21 protein-coding genes and 1 pseudogene are annotated in these 19189 nt (G+C 39.7%); 11 read left to right on the top strand and 11 right to left on the bottom strand.

Annotation, left to right across the window (positions count from 1 at the left end):
- Positions 1 to 168: 168 nt before the first annotated feature.
- The 5 genes and pseudogenes from urtB to AC5YD2_RS06110 all read left to right on the top strand — a co-directional run.
- Positions 169 to 1680, top strand: a pseudogene (gene urtB, locus AC5YD2_RS06130) (urea ABC transporter permease subunit UrtB); the annotation flags it as partial.
- A gap of 4 nt (positions 1681 to 1684) precedes the next feature.
- Positions 1685 to 2755 carry an urea ABC transporter permease subunit UrtC gene (gene urtC, locus AC5YD2_RS06125; protein ID WP_496125476.1) on the top strand — a complete coding sequence of 357 codons (1071 nt, stop codon included), beginning with the start codon at positions 1685 to 1687 and terminating at the stop codon, positions 2753 to 2755.
- Positions 2755 to 3582, top strand: coding sequence for an urea ABC transporter ATP-binding protein UrtD (gene urtD / locus AC5YD2_RS06120; protein ID WP_496125475.1), 828 nt, complete (start codon positions 2755 to 2757; stop codon positions 3580 to 3582). The genes urtC and urtD overlap by 1 nt, the downstream gene beginning before the upstream one ends.
- A 9-nt stretch (positions 3583 to 3591) precedes the next feature.
- Positions 3592 to 4290: an urea ABC transporter ATP-binding subunit UrtE gene (urtE, locus tag AC5YD2_RS06115; protein ID WP_496125474.1), complete on the top strand. Its 699-nt coding sequence runs from the start codon at positions 3592 to 3594 to the stop codon at positions 4288 to 4290.
- Between the two features lie 120 nt (positions 4291 to 4410).
- Positions 4411 to 4917, top strand: coding sequence for a hypothetical protein (locus AC5YD2_RS06110; RefSeq protein ID WP_496125473.1), 507 nt, complete (start codon positions 4411 to 4413; stop codon positions 4915 to 4917).
- Positions 4918 to 5119: 202 nt separating this feature from the next.
- Here the strand turns inward: AC5YD2_RS06110 and AC5YD2_RS06105 are convergent, their stop codons facing one another.
- Together AC5YD2_RS06105 and alc are read right to left on the bottom strand one after the other, a co-directional pair.
- The gene (locus AC5YD2_RS06105) at positions 5120 to 5617 is read right to left on the bottom strand and encodes an ureidoglycolate lyase (RefSeq protein ID WP_496125472.1); all 498 of its coding nucleotides are present in this window, start codon (positions 5615 to 5617) and stop codon (positions 5120 to 5122) included.
- Between the two features lie 86 nt (positions 5618 to 5703).
- Entirely contained in the window at positions 5704 to 6708 is a 1005-nt protein-coding gene (gene alc, locus AC5YD2_RS06100; RefSeq protein ID WP_496125471.1) for an allantoicase, read from the bottom strand.
- A gap of 211 nt (positions 6709 to 6919) precedes the next feature.
- On the opposite strand from alc, the gene hpxO reads away from it, so the two are divergent.
- Positions 6920 to 8077, top strand: a complete 1158-nt coding sequence (gene hpxO, locus AC5YD2_RS06095; protein WP_496125470.1) for an FAD-dependent urate hydroxylase HpxO — start codon at positions 6920 to 6922, stop codon at positions 8075 to 8077.
- 101 nt (positions 8078 to 8178) lie between these two features.
- Here hpxO and AC5YD2_RS06090 read toward each other — a convergent pair whose 3' ends face one another.
- The 6 genes from AC5YD2_RS06090 to puuE all read right to left on the bottom strand — a co-directional run bounded on the left by AC5YD2_RS06090 (position 8179) and on the right by puuE (position 12986).
- Positions 8179 to 8694 (bottom strand): GNAT family N-acetyltransferase, encoded by a 516-nt coding sequence (locus tag AC5YD2_RS06090; protein WP_496125469.1) that lies wholly within the window; start codon positions 8692 to 8694, stop codon positions 8179 to 8181.
- Positions 8695 to 8796: 102 nt separating this feature from the next.
- Complete coding sequence (locus AC5YD2_RS06085) at positions 8797 to 9531, bottom strand: outer membrane protein OmpK (protein WP_496125468.1); 735 nt, start codon at positions 9529 to 9531, stop codon at positions 8797 to 8799.
- A 119-nt stretch (positions 9532 to 9650) separates the two neighbouring features.
- A complete protein-coding gene (locus tag AC5YD2_RS06080; RefSeq protein WP_496125467.1) occupies positions 9651 to 11021 on the bottom strand; it encodes a nucleobase:cation symporter-2 family protein in 1371 nt (456 codons plus the stop codon).
- Positions 11022 to 11067: 46 nt separating this feature from the next.
- The gene (gene uraH / locus AC5YD2_RS06075) at positions 11068 to 11388 is read right to left on the bottom strand and encodes a hydroxyisourate hydrolase (RefSeq protein WP_496125466.1); all 321 of its coding nucleotides are present in this window, start codon (positions 11386 to 11388) and stop codon (positions 11068 to 11070) included.
- A complete protein-coding gene (uraD, locus tag AC5YD2_RS06070; RefSeq protein WP_496125465.1) occupies positions 11385 to 11888 on the bottom strand; it encodes a 2-oxo-4-hydroxy-4-carboxy-5-ureidoimidazoline decarboxylase in 504 nt (167 codons plus the stop codon). The genes uraH and uraD overlap by 4 nt, the downstream gene beginning before the upstream one ends.
- A gap of 135 nt (positions 11889 to 12023) precedes the next feature.
- The gene (puuE, locus tag AC5YD2_RS06065; RefSeq protein ID WP_496125464.1) at positions 12024 to 12986 is read right to left on the bottom strand and encodes an allantoinase PuuE; all 963 of its coding nucleotides are present in this window, start codon (positions 12984 to 12986) and stop codon (positions 12024 to 12026) included.
- Positions 12987 to 13227: 241 nt separating this feature from the next.
- Between puuE and AC5YD2_RS06060 the strand changes: the two genes are divergently transcribed.
- The 4 genes from AC5YD2_RS06060 to AC5YD2_RS06045 all read left to right on the top strand — a co-directional run bounded on the left by AC5YD2_RS06060 (position 13228) and on the right by AC5YD2_RS06045 (position 15857).
- Positions 13228 to 13599, top strand: a complete 372-nt coding sequence (locus tag AC5YD2_RS06060) for an HPF/RaiA family ribosome-associated protein (protein ID WP_496125463.1) — start codon at positions 13228 to 13230, stop codon at positions 13597 to 13599.
- A gap of 167 nt (positions 13600 to 13766) precedes the next feature.
- Positions 13767 to 14309: an ankyrin repeat domain-containing protein gene (locus AC5YD2_RS06055; protein WP_496125462.1), complete on the top strand. Its 543-nt coding sequence runs from the start codon at positions 13767 to 13769 to the stop codon at positions 14307 to 14309.
- Positions 14310 to 14321: 12 nt separating this feature from the next.
- Positions 14322 to 15089: a transporter gene (locus AC5YD2_RS06050; RefSeq protein ID WP_496125461.1), complete on the top strand. Its 768-nt coding sequence runs from the start codon at positions 14322 to 14324 to the stop codon at positions 15087 to 15089.
- A gap of 93 nt (positions 15090 to 15182) precedes the next feature.
- A complete protein-coding gene (locus AC5YD2_RS06045) occupies positions 15183 to 15857 on the top strand; it encodes a glutathione S-transferase family protein (RefSeq protein ID WP_496125460.1) in 675 nt (224 codons plus the stop codon).
- A gap of 127 nt (positions 15858 to 15984) precedes the next feature.
- Here AC5YD2_RS06045 and AC5YD2_RS06040 read toward each other — a convergent pair whose 3' ends face one another.
- The gene (locus AC5YD2_RS06040; RefSeq protein WP_496125489.1) at positions 15985 to 16518 is read right to left on the bottom strand and encodes a GGDEF domain-containing protein; all 534 of its coding nucleotides are present in this window, start codon (positions 16516 to 16518) and stop codon (positions 15985 to 15987) included.
- A gap of 451 nt (positions 16519 to 16969) precedes the next feature.
- On the bottom strand, positions 16970 to 17884 hold the full coding sequence (locus AC5YD2_RS06035) for an alpha/beta hydrolase (protein WP_496125459.1): 915 nt from the start codon (positions 17882 to 17884) through the stop codon (positions 16970 to 16972).
- A gap of 143 nt (positions 17885 to 18027) precedes the next feature.
- On the opposite strand from AC5YD2_RS06035, the gene AC5YD2_RS06030 reads away from it, so the two are divergent.
- Positions 18028 to 18465: a DUF2147 domain-containing protein gene (locus tag AC5YD2_RS06030; protein WP_496125458.1), complete on the top strand. Its 438-nt coding sequence runs from the start codon at positions 18028 to 18030 to the stop codon at positions 18463 to 18465.
- Positions 18466 to 18569: 104 nt separating this feature from the next.
- On the opposite strand, the gene AC5YD2_RS06025 is transcribed toward AC5YD2_RS06030, so the two are convergent.
- Positions 18570 to 18920, bottom strand: a complete 351-nt coding sequence (locus AC5YD2_RS06025) for a Spx/MgsR family RNA polymerase-binding regulatory protein (protein ID WP_496125457.1) — start codon at positions 18918 to 18920, stop codon at positions 18570 to 18572.
- Between the last annotated feature and the right edge of the window lie 269 nt (positions 18921 to 19189).

Here is a 19189-nt window from a genome sequence, read left to right as displayed (position 1 = left end):
TCTATCGGGAGGTTCGATATGAAAATTCAAATAAAGTTCGCAAACTTTCTCTTTATTTTTATTCAAATATTTCTGCTTCAATCTGTTTCCGCACAAAATACGTTTAGCACGACTAAACAATCTGCTTTAACTCAAGATGTGGCAAGCATCTCTGTTTCAACCAATGGCGATGTGATCCAACAATTTGTTAAAGCAGATTTTTCACAGCGACGCGCGATGCTAAATCAATGGCCTGCCAGCATTGCAGAACTGGATCAACTGGTCAGTTATATTGATCAAAATGAACTCTATAGCGATGGTTCAGGTCAAACTTATATTTTAAAAAATAATGAAAACTTATTGGGCTATCCACAGCTTGAAAAAATTGAAACTTGGCCAGCAGATTTATCGCAAGTGACTTTGGTCAATAGGCTGCGAAAAGCACTGAACTTTGGTCAAGCGAAGCTCAAGCTTCAGTCGAAAGAGTCGTCTCAGCGTTTAGATGCGATTGATATTTTGGAAAATAATTTAACTGAAATTGACTCAGCTATGTTGAAAGAACTGTATTTGAGTGAAAACAATAACAAGGTGAAAGCGCGTTTAGCACAGCTCATGGCACGACTCGATTACAACAGTCCTAATGTTTTAGACAAAATTCGAGCTGTCAACGTACTTAAACAATCGAATCGTCCCGATGTTTTAGCCATGATCGAACAGGAGCTGAGTCAGCCCAATCTGAACCCCGAATTAAAAGCAGCCTTAATCGATGCAAAAGGGAGCATTAAAACCAAACTCCAAGCCAGTGAATGGACGGGTTATGTTTTTTCAGGTTTGAGTACAGCCAGTATTTTACTGCTTGCTGCGCTGGGTTTAGCCATTACCTATGGGTTACTTGGTGTGATTAATATGGCGCATGGTGAACTGATCATGATTGGGGCATATACCACTTACGTCATTCAAAGCCTGTTTAAAACCCATTTAGCCGCTTATGTCGATTGGTATTTAATTATTGCCATTCCTGCTGCCTTTCTGGTCAGTGCTTTGATTGGTATGTTGATTGAACGCACCATTATTCGTCCGCTGTATGGTCGTCAGTTGGAAACCTTATTGGCAACCTTTGGGGTCAGCTTAATTCTGATGCAGTTGGTACGCATGATTTTTGGGGCTCAAAATGTTGAAGTGTCTAATATTTCGTGGTTGTCGGGGGGCATCTCGATTACGCCAAGTTTAATGTTGCCCTATAACCGAATTGCGATTATTGGGTTCACCATTGCTGTTCTGCTTCTACTGGTTTATTTACTGAATAAAACCCGATTCGGTCTGTTCGTTCGTGCAGTCACGCAAAACCGTCAAATGGCACGTGCTGTGGGTATACGTTCGAGTCGTATTGACATGATGGCCTTTGGCTTAGGCTCAGGACTGGCTGGTCTTGCAGGCTGTGCCTTGGCACAGGTCGGTAACGTGGGGCCTGATTTGGGTCAAAACTACATTATCGATGCCTTCCTTGTGGTCGTGGTCGGTGGTGTGGGTCAAGTGTGGGGCGCCGTCTTTGCAGCACTCGGTTTAGGGATCAGTGGCACTGTGCTTGAAATTGGCATGGGTGCAGTCCTTGCCAAAATTATTCTGTTGGTTCTTGTGATTTTGTTTATTCAAAAACGCCCACAAGGTTTGTTTGCCATCAAAGGCCGTTTTGTGGAGTAAGACTATGAAAATCACCTCATTATTATCCGATAAGCCCTACAGCGCGGTTGCCATTGCGGCATGTTTCGTCATTATGCTGATTTTGCCGTGGTTTCATTTATTGCCAAGTGATTCGAGTCTGCATTTATCTGCGTATTGGGTGACTTTAATTGGCAAGATCATGTGTCTCGCACTGGTTGCTCTAGCACTGGATTTGGTTTGGGGCTATGCCGGTATTTTAAGTCTGGGGCATGGCTTGTACTTTGCTTTGGGCGGTTATGCCTTCGGGATGTACTTGATGCGTGAATCAGCAGGTGAGGGCTTGCCTGACTTTATGCGCTTTTTAAGTTGGACGGAATTACCTTGGTATTGGGTCGGCACCGACTATATTTTATGGGCCATGGCACTGGTAATTTTGGTGCCTGGAATCGTTGCATTTATTTTTGGTTACTTTGCATTTCGTTCAAAAATCAAAGGCGTGTATTTCTCCATTATTACCCAAGCCATGACCTTTGCTGCGGCACTGTTGTTTTTTCGTAATGAAACAGGCTTTGGGGGCAATAACGGCTTTACCGGTTTTAAAACCATTTTAGGCATGGATATTACCTCTGCACCGATGCGTGCCAGTCTGTGCTTTATCACGGCTTTGGCACTGTTGTTGTGTTTCATTGGGCTACGGCATTTGATGAATAAACCTTATGGGCGTGTGCTTGGCGCTATTCGTGACAGTGAAAACCGTTTGCAATATTTAGGTTATCGCACACTGTGGTACAAGCTTTCAGCTTGGGTGTTGTCTGCTGTGATTGCAGGAATTGCAGGGGCGCTCTATGTCCCGCAAGCAGGGATTATTAATCCCAGTGAAATGAACCCAGTGAATTCGATTGAAATGGCAGTTTGGGTTGCAGCAGGCGGTCGAGGTACTTTGATTGGACCGATTTTGGGTGCAGGGCTGATCAATGGCGTGAAGACCTATTTCACCGTGGCCTACCCTGAAGTGTGGTTATTGATTTTAGGGGCTTTGTTTATTGTGGTGACCATTTTCCTGCCAAAAGGGGTGATTGGTTTATTTGATCGCTTTAAAAAGGAGAAAAACTAATGTCAGATTTAGTCTTAAACTCACAACAACATGGCGGTCAGATGGGTGAAGGGTATGGTCGTGCTAAAGAAGCAGGACCTGATTTTACCCATGGTATTGCACTGTATTTGGAAAAAGTCAGTGTTTGGTTTGACGCCTTTCGTGCGCTGAATGACTTGTCGCTCTACATCAAAGAAGGGGAGCTGCGCTGCATCATTGGGCCCAACGGCGCAGGTAAAACCACACTGATGGATGTGATTACTGGCAAAACACGTCCAACCGAAGGGACAGCATTTTTTGGTCAAAACTATGATTTAGCCAAGATGAGCACTGAGCAAATTGCGGAAGCAGGCATTGGACGGAAATTTCAAAAACCGACTGTGTTTGAAAATTTCACCGTCATGGAAAATTTGCTGCTTGCAGCGCCAAAAAATAAACAGGTTAAAAAGAGTTTTTTTAGCAAGCTTGAGCCTTATGCACAGAACGCGTTAGAGGAATCTTTAGCGCAAATTCGCTTAGCTGAATTTGTACATAAACCTGCGGGCTTACTGTCACATGGGCAAAAACAGTGGTTGGAAATTGGCATGTTACTGATGCAACGTCCCAAACTCATTTTACTGGATGAACCTGTGGCAGGCATGACCGATGCAGAAACCGAACGTACTGCTGAACTCTGTCTAGAACTCAAAAAAAACCACACCTTGATTGTGGTGGAACATGACATGAGTTTTATTGATACCATTAGTGAAAAAGTCACGGTACTCGCACAAGGTTCGATCTTGGCAGAAGGGACATTGGCAGAAGTACAGGCCAATGAAGATGTGATTGAAAAGTATTTAGGACGTTAAGGAGAGACCATGTTAGAAGTCAAAGACGTCAATCAGTTTTATGGCGGCAGTCATATTTTAAGAGATGTATCGTTGTCTGCACCGATTGGGGAATGTACCGTGGTGCTTGGGCGTAATGGTGTCGGTAAAACCACCTTACTCAAATGCTTAATGGGTGTTTTGCCGATCAAATCTGGGCAGATCCTTTTAAATGGAAAGGACATCTCTAAGCTCAGCCCTGAACAGCGGGTTCGAGAAGGTTTAGCTTATGTGCCTCAGGGGCGGGATATTTTTTCTACATTAACGGTAGAGGAAAATATCTTGATTGGGATGGCAAAATTTTCAGGGGCGAAAACCCGAAAAGTGCCTGAGCATTTGTATGAGATTTTCCCTGTATTGGATGAGATGAAGCATCGCCGAGGCGGAGATTTATCAGGGGGGCAGCAACAGCAACTTGCGATTGCACGTGCACTGGCCTCTGAACCCAAAGTGTTGATCTTAGATGAGCCGACTGAAGGTATTCAACCTTCTATTATTAAAGACATAGGGAAAGTGATTCGCAAACTTGCAGATGGTGGTGAAATGTCGATTGTGTTGGTGGAGCAATTCTATGATTTTGCTGAAGAACTTGCCGATGGATATACGGTGATGTCGCGTGGACAAGTGGTAGCGCAAGGGGTAGGCAGTGAAATGCCAGAGAAAGGGATTCGAGAGTTGGTGGCGATTTAGATTTTATTTTCTCTTATTTTCATAATGTTATGTGATTCATATAAGATAGTTTGAAATATGAATTTGCATAGCATTAAAGTGCTAATCTTAGAAAATGAATAGAATTCTGAGGTGATGGCGGTGGATGTAGAATTTAATGAATATTTAAATCCAAGATATATTGCTTGTGCCATGATTGAATCACAATCTATTGATTTTGAGTGTTTGGTTAAGTGGGCAGATAGATTAATTGTTATTTTGAACTCACCACCAGAATGGTTGTTTAGTATATCTTTAGGGAGAAATTTGAAGGCTATAGGTGATTCAATAAGAAAAAGCCTTGCTGATGAAAATTTATTAGATCATCATTTAATAGATACTTTATTTATTGGGTTTTCGTATTGTAAATTTAAAAACAAAAAAATAACTTTAGCTAAATTTGAAGACCTTCTAGTTGGATATTTTGTCGGAAGTAAGCTTTTATTTAATGAAGATGATCTCATTTTTTATTTTTCTAATATAAATTCAAACTATGAAGTGGTTAGTGAGATCAATTTAGAGTTTGAAAAATCAGAAAATATAAGTAAAAGAGCGGAGGAGTTTTTTTGGGGTAAGGAAATCATAACTTATTTTCATTTTAAGCCTTAATACTCAATTTTTAAATAATCATGCACCTGTCCAAACATTATGTCCAAAATCACAAATAGTTTCTGATTCAGATTGATTTACGCTAATCATATGCCTAATAGTCGGGTTAAATCTAAACCATGCGGTAATCGTAAAATCTTCATAAAAAATAAAATTATTTTGGTATTCAAGCTGAAAATGCCTAATTGAATGAGGCTTAACCTCAAACTATGCGGTATTTTTCAGAAAAACTAAAAACATCACAATTATGTCCATCACCAATCCGATCAATCACAGCAAAATCACTTGGGGCTTCTAGTGTCAGTAAAGGATGATGCCATGCACCTGCCCGATAATTCACGCCTTGCGAACCATCTGTAATGAAAGCTTTCAGTTGAGAGAGATCAGGTTCATTTGCATTTAAACTTGGGGCAACCACAACCAAAAACTTTTGTCCTTGCATAGGAATAAAGGCTTGTGAACCTAAAGGATGTCGTTCCAACATTGAAATTTCGAAGGGAAGTGATGTGGCTTTGATATTTCGAAAAATACTGATGCCAGTTCGGGCATCACCTTCAGCCTCGGTTTGTACAAGCGCATGGTAACGTTCAGTATGGGCGTCATTGATATGGAAAAAATCATTGCCCTGACAGGCAATGACTTCACCGAAATCTAAGAAAGCTTCTGCGGTCAACGGCTGGATTTGAATGGTGTGATTCATAATATTTTATCTCTCTAGGTTGCCTTACTGACGAGTGATCCAATAACATTCAGTAAGGCAAAGATCTCATTCACTTCAAGCAAAGGCTACTTTGCTTTGCCCCATAAACGGATACGACTGATACCGCCATCTGGAATCATATTGACGCGAATATGTGAGATTTTCTCATGGGCCAAAATTTCATTCACAAAGCTATGAATATGATCCATTTGCATCGCTTGAGCCTCTAACAAAAATGGCCAAAACATACTTTGTGGAATCAGTTGAGGGTCGGTTGCATCTTCTATATAAATCGCTTGAAGAGACACTTCGGCAGGGTAGTTGCCTTTGAAGTGCGCAGTATCAATCTCAATTTTCTCAATTAGACCTTTCTGCCCTAAAGCCAGAACACACCAGTCAAACCCAGGCGCACGACGACGTTTAGTTTCCCAGCCATCGCCCATATTGATACCGCGTCCAGGGTTGATCAGATTACGTGGGTGTCCAAAATGCGCATCACTATAAGCAATGACACGTCCGCCATTTTGCAAGGCCAGTAGATCGACAGTGTGTTCTTGGTCGAAACGCTGAGTCTGAACCTGTCCATACAGACGAAAACGAGCAACACCCCCATCAGGGAAAATATTTAAACGAACATGCGTAAAGACCTGATCATTTTCAACTTCAAATACATGGTGCTGACTTGGGCCTAATATACTGTTTGGTAAAATTGAGTGCCATTCTGCCTGACTGAAGTCCCCATTTGGTGCATTGCATGCTTCTACTGCAGCCGATGCAGGATAGTTACCAGTAAAGAACGTGGTATCAATATCTAAAGCGTTGATTTTCCCACTCACCCCCAATTCAATCACGGCCCAATCATAGCCTGCATGGCGTTTTCGACGAGTTTCCCAACCGTCCATCCACTTGCCGTGATCATCAAATTTATCTTCCACAAAAATAGGTGCATCAAATTGCAACATACGATTTGCTTCAGCAAAAAATTCATCTGAACATTCAAGGACTTTTGCACCAATTCGGGCATCTGCCAAGTTGGTGTATTGCTGTAATTGTGCAGGGATTTCAAAATTTGGTGCAAATAATGTTGCCATATCGATCTTCCATTTTATACGCGGTCTTTTTCATGCTTTATTTTTCATTGCTTCGGTTCTCATCTGTATGAAAACCACCTAAAACAATGCATTAGGCCTAAATAAAATGCACAGCGTGTGCCAACTTCTAGAAAAAAATGCAGGTCAAAATAGAAATGGCACGTTTTTCGCAACTTATGCTTCAAAATATAGTTGAACAAGGAGAAAGTAGATGGAGATCGCGATTATTGGTGCAGGAATGGGGGGATTAACCACAGGCATCGCACTGAAAAAGTTTGGACACACTGTCACCATCTATGAACAAACTGAGCAAATTCTAGCGGTGGGTGCAGCAATCTCACTGTGGTCAAATGGCGTGAAGTGCTTGAACTATTTGGGTTTAACGGAGCAAGTTGCAAAGCTCGGTGGGCAAATGGATCACCTTGCTTATGTCGATGGTCTGACGGGCGATGTGATGACTCAGTTCAGTTTATATCCTTTGATTGAGGAAGTTGGACAGCGTCCCTACCCAGTATCACGTGCGGAACTGCAAAATATGTTGATGGATGAGTTTGGACGTGAAAATATTAAACTCGGTAAGAAAATGGTGGGCCTTAAAGATCAAGTTGATTACGTTCAAGTCAGCTTTGCCGATGGTTCTGAAATTAAAACAGAGCTTTTAGTTGGGGCTGATGGTACACATTCTATGACCCGTGCACATGTATTGGGCGAGCAAGTTGAACGTCGCTATGCAGGCTATGTGAATTGGAACGGCTTAGTCGAAATTTCGGATCAACTTGCACCTGCGGATCAGTGGACGACTTTTGTTGCTGAAGGAAAACGTGCTTCATTGATGCCGGTTGCGAACAATCGTTTTTACTTCTTCTTTGATGTGCCATTAGCTGTTGGTTTGGACAATGACCGTAGCCAATATCAAAATTTGCTGAAAGGCTATTTTGATGGTTGGTGTCCACAAGTTCAGCATCTCATCGAACAGATTGACCCGCAAAAAACCAACCGCGTAGAGATTCACGACATTGAGCCGTTCGCAGATTTTTATAAAGGTCGTGTTGTGATTGTTGGAGATGCAGCACACAGTACGACACCGGATATTGGACAGGGCGGGTGCCAAGCCATGGAGGATGCGATCTATTTAGCTCGTGCCTTGCAGATCAACACCTTAGGGCTTCAAGATTCTCTCAAGCGCTATCAAAATAAACGTAATGAACGTACAGGTGAAATGGTGTTACGTGCACGCAAACGTTGTGATGTCACCCATATGAAAGATGAATCAGTCACTCAAGAATGGTATGCCGATTTAAGACAGGAACAAGGTCCACATATTATGAACGGGATTATGAGTAATATTGTAGGGAATCCTTTGGATTAATCCGATGAATTAAAAAAACATAAAAATAATAACCATGAACTAAAATTTGGTCAGCAAAGGGTGAAAGCCCTTCTTTTTTACCTTTCAAAACGGATAACGTTTTAAAGCCAATCTTCATCAAAATTGAGTTGCATCAACACTAAATCACGCCATTCACCAAACTTTTGACCGACTTGGGGCATATAGCCTGTTTGCTTAAATCCGAGTTTCAAATGCAGGTGAATAGAGGCAAGATTTGCATGATCAATCGCTGCAACCATCACCTTGATTTGATGCGCTTTGGCATGAGTAATTAAATGTTGTAGTAAGCGCTGTCCTAAGCCCTTTTTAAAGAATTCAGGCGCAACATAAACAGAGTGTTCAACGGTATGTTTATAACCAGAAAAATGACGAAAAGCACTGTATTCAGCGAACCCTACCACTCGATTATTTATATCTTCTTGAATGACAAATAATGGATAGCCTTGTGCTTGAAGTTGAAGAAACCAATTTTGGTAATCATCTAAATCACGAGCAGTGGCATTCCATGTGGCAACACCATTGATAATTTCATGGTTATAAATTTTTTGGATTTGCAGAAGATCAGCTGTTGTCGCAACACGAATTGAAAATGTCATTTTTTAAGCGTATTGATTCATTATTTTGATAGCATGCTGAACTTCAGCACATAAAAAAGCAAGACGTGAAGTCTTGCTTATATTTTCAAATCATTCTATAAATTAGAAATGATATTTAACCAATGCGCTGACATCGTTTTGGTCTACGCCTTTAATACCAAATTTGTTATTCCAAACTGAATGTTCGACACCGACATACAGTTTAGTATCTGGAGAAATATGTTTACCCACATTCCATTTGTACTGAGACGTCCAGTTCAACTCACTCGCATGTGTATCTTCAGCTGTTGACCAGTCTAGGAAAGCATCCACCAAGAAATCTTCATTACCAAGTTTAAATGGAACAGCGTAAGTGATCGTCATTTGATAATCATCTTGAGTGTTGTCATTTGAAGCTTTGTAGAAATTTACATTGGCATATTGAGTGTAAGGAATGTCTAACGCAAAGCCAACACCATATAAGAAGTTATTAAATTCAGTGTTTTGACCGTGTCCAGCATTGTGTTCCCAAGTTGTAGCAACGAGAACGTCTTTAATCGGACCAAATGAGAGATCTTGACCAGAAACTTCACCTAAGCTTAAACGTGGTGCGAACTCAAAGTAAGTTGAATCATCCTCATTGCCATCCCATTGTTGGTCAACAAAGAAAAATACATCAGAGTATTTAAGTTTAGCTGCGTACTCTGCAGTCAAGGTTGTACGATCTTCAGTACCTACTTCATAGTTTTCGCCATAAAGACCAGTCAGACTGAAATCTTGCCATACGATTGGACTTGCTTGAGTTAAAGCCGCAGTAGACGCGATTGCACATGATGCAACAATTTGTGTAAGTTTCATTGAAAATCCCCAGAGAAAGCCCGTACAGAATACTCATAATTAAGCAAAAATAAAGCCATATTTGATAAATGGTTTAAAAAAATTCACCGAGGTGAATTTTCAATTTTAAGAGCATAATTTTAATGTTGCGAATCAATGACTTGTTTAGTTGCTAGAATATTTTTAGGTTTGAACAAACGTAGATGATTGAACAAAATATTTAAAACAATCGCGACTAAACAGGTTGAACTAATGCCCGAATGGAACAAAGTTTGAACCCATTTGGGAAAGTCTGCATAAAATGAATGATCAATAATTGGGATCATGCCTGCTGCAATAGCTGTTGCAACGATGATTAAATTCTTTTGCTCGTTATAATCAATTTTTGCCAAAGTACGAATGCCACTGGCTGCAACGGTACCAAATAGAACTAAGCCAGCGCCACCCAATACAGGAACAGGAATCGCTGCAATAAAACGTCCCATAATCGGAAGTAAACCTAATACCACCAAAATCATGCCACCTGCAGCAACCACATAACGGCTTTTAACGCCTGTAATCGCAACCAAACCTACATTTTGTGCAAAAGCACTCTGCATGAAGGATCCGAATACGGGAGCAACAGCGCTTGATAGCATATCGGCACGTAAGCCATTTGAAATTCGATCAGCATCGACTTTTGTTCCTACGATTTCTCCGACAGCAATAATATCTGCCGTGGTTTCCGTCATGATAACCAAGGTGACAATGAGCATAGATAAAATCGCAGTTACTTCAAAGGTTGGCACTCCAAAAGCAAATAAGTGAGGCACTTGGAACCATGAACCCTCGCTGACTTGACTGAAATGACCGAAGCCAAAGAAGAATGCCAGAACTGTACCGAACACGATGGTTAAAAGAATAGAGAGTCGTCGGATGGCAGGATTGGACGAAAGATTGAACATGATCACAATCGCAAGTGTAGCGAGCGCCAAACTAATATTTTCAAAGCTTCCCCAATTTTCAGCATTTTTATTCCCACCCATCATCCACCGAACTGCGACAGGTAATAAAGACAGACCAATAATGGTAATGACACAGCCAGTCACCAGGGGTGGGAAAAATCGAATGATTTTAGAAAAATAGGGTGCCAGCAAGAAACCAATGAGTGATGCAACAATGACAGCGCCGTAAACTGCTTGTAATCCACCACCTGTTGTAATGATCGCAATCATCGTTGCTACACCAGCAAAGGAAACCCCTTGTACAAGAGGGAGTTTTGCGCCTATGTGTTTAACACCCATGGTTTGTAATATGGTGGCTAACCCACCAACAAAGAGTGCAGCTGCGATGAGTAAACCGATTTCAATTCCACTTAAACCTGCAGCACTACCGACAATTAACGGCGGGGCAATAATTCCACCATACATGGTCAGTAAATGCTGTAAACCATAGGCTGCACTTTTACTGGCACCCAAATATTCATCTTCGGGTGCAACTACATTTTCGTTATTGGTCTGATTCTTTGACATTTTATATCCCTCATTCTTTAAATTTTTATTTCCATCGATTCGTTGACTAGCTCCCTCGGTATGTCGAGTAAGCAAATGGGCTAATCAGAAGGGGAATGTGATAGTGCTGCTCTGTATTTGTAATTGAAAAATGAATGACTGCTTTAGGAAAAAAAGTATCGGTACTTAATTTTTCAAAATAATCGGCAGTAGAAAATTCGAGGCTGTATTGACCTGTACTCAATATCGCTATCCCAAAATCAGAGATCCTGCCATCTTGGTTTGTGGTGGTTTCAGCAATCAATTGCCCTTGCTCATCGAACAGCTTGACCAACACATTTGAGGCAGGTTTTCCTAAGCCAGTATCAAGAATATGGGTACTGATCATGCTTCAACCTCCTGCGTTAATCTCAATAAAGCGATTTCTATAAGTTGTTGATGGACGATACTTTTTTCGGTATCTAAATCGTTGTTCAGGCGATTATTTAGAGCAGTTAGAATTTGCTGGCTATTGAGACCAAATGCTTTAATTAAAAAAATGAAACCAAATTTTTTTTCATAGACAAGGTTGCCTTGATGGATCGCATTTAACGTTTCCTGATCTGAACTGAGTGCTGATTGTTCACGGTCAGAAAAGAATTGCTCTTGTTCACTTAGCGCAGTTTGAGCATTTTTTTCACCAATCCTAGGATGCGTATGGAGTGCCGCTAAAATCTCATCCCAAGTCCATGTTTGAGCAGATTTTCTAGCCATTTCAAAGAGCTTATCTGCTGTTGAAAATGGACGATGTTGCAGGATGTCTATTGACCAACGAGGGATATGAACGCAATGATTAAGCAGTGTTGAAATTTCACTTGAACTGCCTTGATTAAAATTTGAAATCAACACAATAAAGCCTAAATATAAAAGAAACTTAGAACTTAATTTGCAATATCAATGCCAAATAATTTTTTATGGAATAATCGTCCAAATGTAGCGCATCAACGTGCTCTCAAACAAAATCCTATTCGCGTGAATGTTAATTCATGGTGCAAAATGCTGGTGCCAATGCTGTGCAATATCGCCACGACGGCAAATCCAAACTTTCTCATGTGATTGCACATAGTCCAAAAACTTTTGTAGTGCTTTAAAGCGACCTGGTCGACCCAATAAACGGCAATGCATACCAACAGACATCATTTTAGGAGCGACATCACCTTCAGCATATAACGTGTCAAAACTATCTTTGAGGTATTGATAAAACTGATCTGCATGGTTAAAACCACCAGCGGAACTGAATTTCATATCATTGGTATCTAGGGTGTAGGGAATAATCAGATGTGGACGAGTTTGACCTTGAGCGTTTTTAAGTTCAGTCCAAAAAGGTAGATCGTCGCCATAGTAGTCACAGTCATATTGAATTTGTGGAAACTCAGCCAATAATTGGCGGGTATTGGGACTGTCACGACCTGTATACCAACCGATAGGTGTACTACCAAAAAGTGCTTCTAAGACACTGATGGCTTGATCCATATGTTGGCGTTCAGTATTGATATCGACATGTTGATAATGCAGCCAACGCTGTCCATGTGAGACTACGTCATACTGAGCTTCCTTAATGGCTTGAACCACATAGGGATTACGAGCGAGTGCCATACCGACACCAAAAATCGTCATAGGCAAATCCCGCTTTTTAAATTCCCCATGAATGCGCCAAAATCCTGCACGAGAGCCATATTCATACATGGAATCCATCGACATATGTTTTGCCTTAAAACTGGTCGCTCCGACGATTTCAGAAAGAAATTGTTCAGAGCCCGTATCACCATGTTCGATATGATTCTCACCACCTTCTTCATAATTCAATACAAATTGCACAGCTATCTTGGCTTGCTTCGGCCATTGAGCAGGGGGAACTTGTCCGTGATAGCCAATTAAATCACGCGAATAGGACGAACTTTGAATAGCATCAACCAATTCTTGTCCACGTAAGTAAGTGCTTGTCACAATGGGTTATCCTTTTGCTAAAATTTTTGAAATACTGCTTGCATAATTCTGTGTTAGGCCCGATATTCGAAGTATAAGGACACAGTTCTGCAGACTTTTAAAAGTGTTCATCTTAGGTTCAGGAGGCTTTATTCCAAACGAAAGTGATGATGTTTTTATGCTTTAAATTAAATGCTACAAACGTGCCAAGATAATAAGTTTTGCACCATAAAGTTTTAGATAAAGAAGAGGATGATATTTTATGAACATAGAAATCCGTACAGATAAAAATATTCAAAACAGTGAAAGATTAATTGAGTATGTTCGTGCAGAACTAAATGCAGAATTCCAACGCCATTCAGAAAAAATAACCCATTTCTCAGTGCACTTTAGTGATGAAAATGGCTTAAAAGGTGGCGACGATGATATCAAATGTATGATTGAAGCTCGACCAGCAGGTCTTAAACCTGTGGTGGTTCATCATAAAGGTCACAATATTGATACCGCAATTCATGGTGCAATTGACCGACTTAAACGAAGCCTTGAACATGTGTTCGAGAAGAAAGAAAACCCACGCGCTGCCGCGTTGGAGTTAGCAGATGCGGATACCGATCTAGATGTCGATCCAGCATAATTGCAGAAAAAGCCCCTGAATGGGGCTTTTTTAATGGTTTAGTAAAATTACGCGTCTTGATTAAAAAATATAAAAAAATTTCAACGGTCATTTAAATCAAAAAAGTTCACAATAATTCGGCATAATGTTCATTCAACATATTTATTTAAATTTATACGAGAGAAGACATGCTCACAGCACAACAACAAGTGTTTTTACAGGCCTTAGAAGAACTTGATTTGGCACAGATTCAACGCCTGTTGGCTGATGGTCTTGATCCAAATTTTATTGATGCTGAAAAAGGCCCAGCTGTTTCAGTGTGGTCAGATGGTCTATTTAAATGGTGGGAAAATGTGAGCGAAGCATATGAGGCTGGTGCAGCTTTATCTGCTGAACAGAAGCAAAAAGACTTACAGATTCACTTAGATATTTTAGAGGCGCTCATTCAAGCAAAAGCGAACTTCCATTTGTGGGATGCTGAAGAGTGTTATGGTCCACTTTGGGATGCAGCAAGTGCGGCTTGTGTTCCAGCCGTAGCAAAGTTATTGGATCAAAATGTTGACCCAAATACCAAAGATGATGAAGGTAAAACCATTCTTACATCGATTAGTGATTTATTTTTTGACTGTGATTTTGATACCATTGATTGGACTCAGGCTTTACCTGAAGAAAAAGAAACTTTAGAGCTACTACGTAACCGTGGTGCTAAAATGACCAAAGAATTAAATTAATTGAGTGTTCCCATGACAAGATTCAAACAACTGAGTGTACTTGCACTTACGACTTTAAGTGTTAGCGCAATGGCAGCAGACTTCTCCTTTGAACGTCCAGGTACAGGCTTTGGTACGGGTATTACCCCAGTTGGGAAATTAGCATGGGAACAAGCTTTACCTTCTGCAACGTATACTGAAACGACAATTGATGGTTCAAAACGACGTGATGTCACTTTGAATGCGGATATGGAGTTACGCACTGGGCTTGGGCAAAACACTGAATTGCAATTGGGCTGGTCTGGACCCGCTTGGAGCAAAACCAAATACCAAGGTCATTCAGTTGAAGATGATGGTTTGGGAGATGTGACTGTCGGGATTAAGCATCATATCGATTTGCAAGATGAAAAATTATCTTTGGCTGTTTTGGCTCAGGCGTTAATTGCGACAGGAAATAAAGGTTTTTCTGAAGAAGAAGACATTTATACGCTGGCTTCAGCGGTTGACTACAAATATAACGATTTAGTCAAAACCAGTATCAGTATGTTTTATGAAGTACAAGACAGTGATTGGTCGATCACAGCTGTACCGACATTGAAATATAAAATCGCAGGAAATTGGTCAGGATATTCAGAACTGGTTTACCGTAAAAAAGAAAGTGTGGATAACGAATACGCTTTAGGTACAGGTTTAATTTATGGCTTAAATGATCGCGCTCAATTTGATATGGGTGTAAGTGTCGATTTAGAGGGTCAAGATCGTAGCTACAATGCAGGATTTGGTGTGTCTTATCTTTTCTAAAATGCCCTACAGATTGAGTTAAGTCACTGATGCAAAAAGGTAGCGATCGGCTACCTTTTTTTATGGGTGATTTATTTATAAAGGAGATCGCTTATGGAGCTTTATATTGGTAACCGAAACTATTCGTCATGGTCAATGCGTCCATGGTTGGTTTTGGAATATTTTAAAATACCTTTTCAAGAGGTTTTAGTTCCTTTTGATGATTTCCATGCGGATCAAGCGTTTAAGGAAATCATTTCTAAAGTGAGTCCAACGGCTAAAGTACCGACTTTGATAAATGAGAATCTGAGTATTTGGGATTCACTGGCGATTTGTGAGTATTTAGCCGAGCTATATCCAGAGAAAGGACTATGGCCAAAAGATCTTGGTTTGCGTACAAAGGCTCGTTCTGTTTGTGCTGAGATGCACAGTGGTTTTCCAAATCTAAGAACATTATGTGGGATGAATATTGAGGCGAATTTAGCCGATGTGGGGGCAAAGCATTGGGCGGAACATGAAAAGCTGAGATCCGAAGTCGAACGTATCGAAGCCATTTGGGCAAGTCGGGCTTCGGAACATAGCTTTCTTTGTGGTGATTCTTTTACAATTGCTGATGCTTTCTATGCACCTGTTGTCATGCGTTTTATCAGTTATCAGCTTCCTATTTCAGCACCGGCTCAAACGTATATACAGACGATTTTAAATGTACCCGCGGTACAGAAATGGATTGCACTTGCAAAACAAGAGCACTTATTTGTACAAAATCAAGAACCTTATCGAGCAAGATAAGATTACTGAATTATTAGAAGATAAAGCAACGGGTAACAATCAGCTCATGATGCGCTATACAGATAATATGCAATTTAGATGAAATATGCTGTATCAAATACTGAAGCTTAAACTCATTGAAAAATCATTAAGAAAAAATTGCTCTTTCATCTCTCAATTGATTAAATCCACTGCTCTTTGCCAAGAATAAAGCACGATCAGCATATTGCAGAACTGTGTCGCTGACCACATCTGCTTTAGATGCAGATACACCACAACTCGCCTGTAAGGTGATAGATAAGCCATTAGACTGGATAGGATTGTTTTGAATTAATTGCAAACAACGCTGTGCAACCGAATTGGCTTTATCCAAATTGATGTCACTTAAAATTAAAATGAATTCATGATCACCATAGCGACCAATTAAGTCAGTATCACGTACATTATTGCTGAGAAGTCGTGCAGTCTTAATTAAAGAACGTTCAGCTATTTTCGTTCCAAACTTATGTTGAATGTGTTCAAAGTTATCGAGATTTAATAAAATAATGGCATAGTTTAATCCAGCCTGTGGATGGAGTTCTTTTAAAAAAGTATTCATTCCAAACGCGTTATAAAGACCTGTAAGAGGATCAACATTGCTCGCATTAATAACTTGACTTTTTGTAGTCCATTGGTAAAACATCGATTTTTTATATAAATTTTTGAAAAATGCATTAATGCGACGGCGTCTTTCCGAATATATGACTTTTCTCATAAGAACTGGCCTATTCTGCAAATAAAATGATTTGAATTACTCTAGAAAAAATATAACAATTAAATTCAAGTAGATCAATTTAAACCCAAGTTAAAATATTGACTTAAGTTTATGAAAAATAATTAAATGTGTCTTAATTCACTATAATTTTTTGAATGATGATAAGCGGTCTAATCGTAAGAAAAAAAGATTATTTGAAGTATTCAGCTGAATCCTATTAAATACATTTGATCGTAAATACATATTCGTTGTTATATATCATCAGCTTAATTATTGAATATGAAAACCTTACATTTATTTTCTAGTTTTTAAGATAATGAGTTTAATTCATTAAAATATTTACTGATTCTATGTCATGTAAGGCTTTAGCTTTTTGAAGTTAAGTTTGATCTAATTTGTGTGCGAATTCAGCAATATCAGCCAGTGATTGTTTGGCTTCATTAAACCACGGGCTAAACATTTGGAAGTTATGCCACATACCGGTGTAAAGCTTGTAATGGACATCCACTTTGGCTTCTTTGGCTTTGTCTTCAAAACGAGCTGCGTCATCTAGCAAAATTTCTTTTGAACCGATTTGTACTAAGGTTGGAGGTAAGCCCTTAAAATCACCAAAAATAGGTGAAATTTCTGGGATAGATGGATCAAATCGAGAAGGCACATAGTATTTAATACCGCTCTTTAGCGCTTCGATAGACAGTAAAGCATCGTGCTTTTGATTATAACGTAAAGATTCACTGGTGAGTGTCAAATCGAGGAAAGGTGACATCAGAATCAAACCGCTCGGTACGGTTTTAGGATCTTCTTGTTTTAAACGGAGTACTAAAGCCAATGCTAAATTTGCACCACACGAATCACCAGACAAGATAATGTCTTTGGGTTGAATACCTTGGTCAAGCAATGTTTGATAGACATCATAAATCGCATCACCTACATCTGGGTAACGCTGTTCAGGAGAGAGAGGATAATCAATGTGAAGCACTTGCATTTGTGTGCGGAGCGCAACTTCACTTAAAAAGGCCCGATGAGTTTTAATTGAACCGACCATAAACGCCCCCCCATGAATATGAAAAATCATTTGGGTGGTTTCTGGTTGAGGTAAAATTTCTTCAGCACGAATACCTGCAATACGAAGCTGACGGAACTCAACATTTTTGGGCTGTGGAATCACGCGAGTAAGCTGTTCAAGTGCAATACGAAGGGCCGTGGGTGGTAAATTAAATCGACTTGGAAAACGGAAGCTGGTCCTTAAGATTGACTCTGTAATATATTGTTTCAAAAGAGGATTAATCTTCATTTTTTTTCCATATTGTATAGTTATTGCTTGTTTTTAATACAGGTGATATACAAGGTTACACCAAATAGTCACACACACAAATTGCTTATTTGTTATCAATTTTTAATAATATTCATGTCAATAAGACAAGGGAAATGAAAACAATGAAAAAAATTGCACTTGCTTTAGGATTAATCACAACTGCTGTATTTGCGAATGCCACAGACCCTTTGCATGGAACAACATGGAAAACCATTGACGATGAAACGAAACAACCTCGTGCCGTGGTCAAATTCACTGAACAGTCAGATGGTAAGTTAAGCGCAAGTATTCAAAGCATATTGGCTGCTGGTGAAGAGAATACATGTACCAAGTGCACGGGTAAATTTAAAAACAAGTCACTAAAAGGTGTAACCATTGTCCGTAACCTTAAAAATGTCGGTGGTACAAGCTACGACGGCGGTACCATTCTAGATCCAAAATCGGATAAGACTTATAAGCTGAAAGGTAAAATTGCCGATGGCGGTAAAAAGTTAGAACTTCGTGGCTTTATTGGCGTTGCTGCATTGGGTCGTAATCAGACTTGGGTACGTGTGAACTAATTTAACCTTAGCTTCAATATTCAAAATGAATGATAAAAAACCGAGCTGATGCTCGGTTTTTATTTATGATTTTCAAATCATGTTCATACTGTACGAATAGCGAATTACTTTTTCAAAGCACGAATCGCATCTTCATTAAACCCAACCACATAGTCTGATTCTGCTGAAATAACAGGTCGTTTGATTAAGCTATTATGTGTAGTGAGGGCTTCAATTAAGCCTTCTTGACTATCTAAAGCCTTTTGTTGCTCTTCTGCACTCAGTTTACGCCAAGTCGTGCCTTTTTTATTGAGGACGATGTCCGCCCCAAGCTCATTCAGCCAAACTTTAACGGTATCTGCATCAATCCCTTGTTTTTTATAATCATGGAATTCATACGCTAAACCCAGCTCATCGAGTAGATCAAAGGCTTTTTTCATCGAATTACAATTTTTAATGCCATAAACTTTTAACATTTTAGATCCAAATTGAAGGCTTAATAGATAGATCAAGGTTAGCAAAAAAACTGGCAAGATGAATAGAATTAATATTTGACTGTCATTAAATTGAAAAGATGAAGGCTTAAACTTAAAAGCATTAGACAAAAACTCAATAATAAAAAAACTCAATATTGAAAAGAATAAATATTGGATAGAGATATCAACTCTTGAGTGGCGAACAGAAAGAAGCGTTATAGAAGGATACTGAATTAAACAGAGCTATTTAAAAAAATGGATGGCTATAT

The organism is Acinetobacter sp. CY73, from assembly GCF_059515865.1.
Note: the sequence above shows the minus strand (reverse complement) of the source record. Positions and strands in the feature narration are given on the sequence as shown.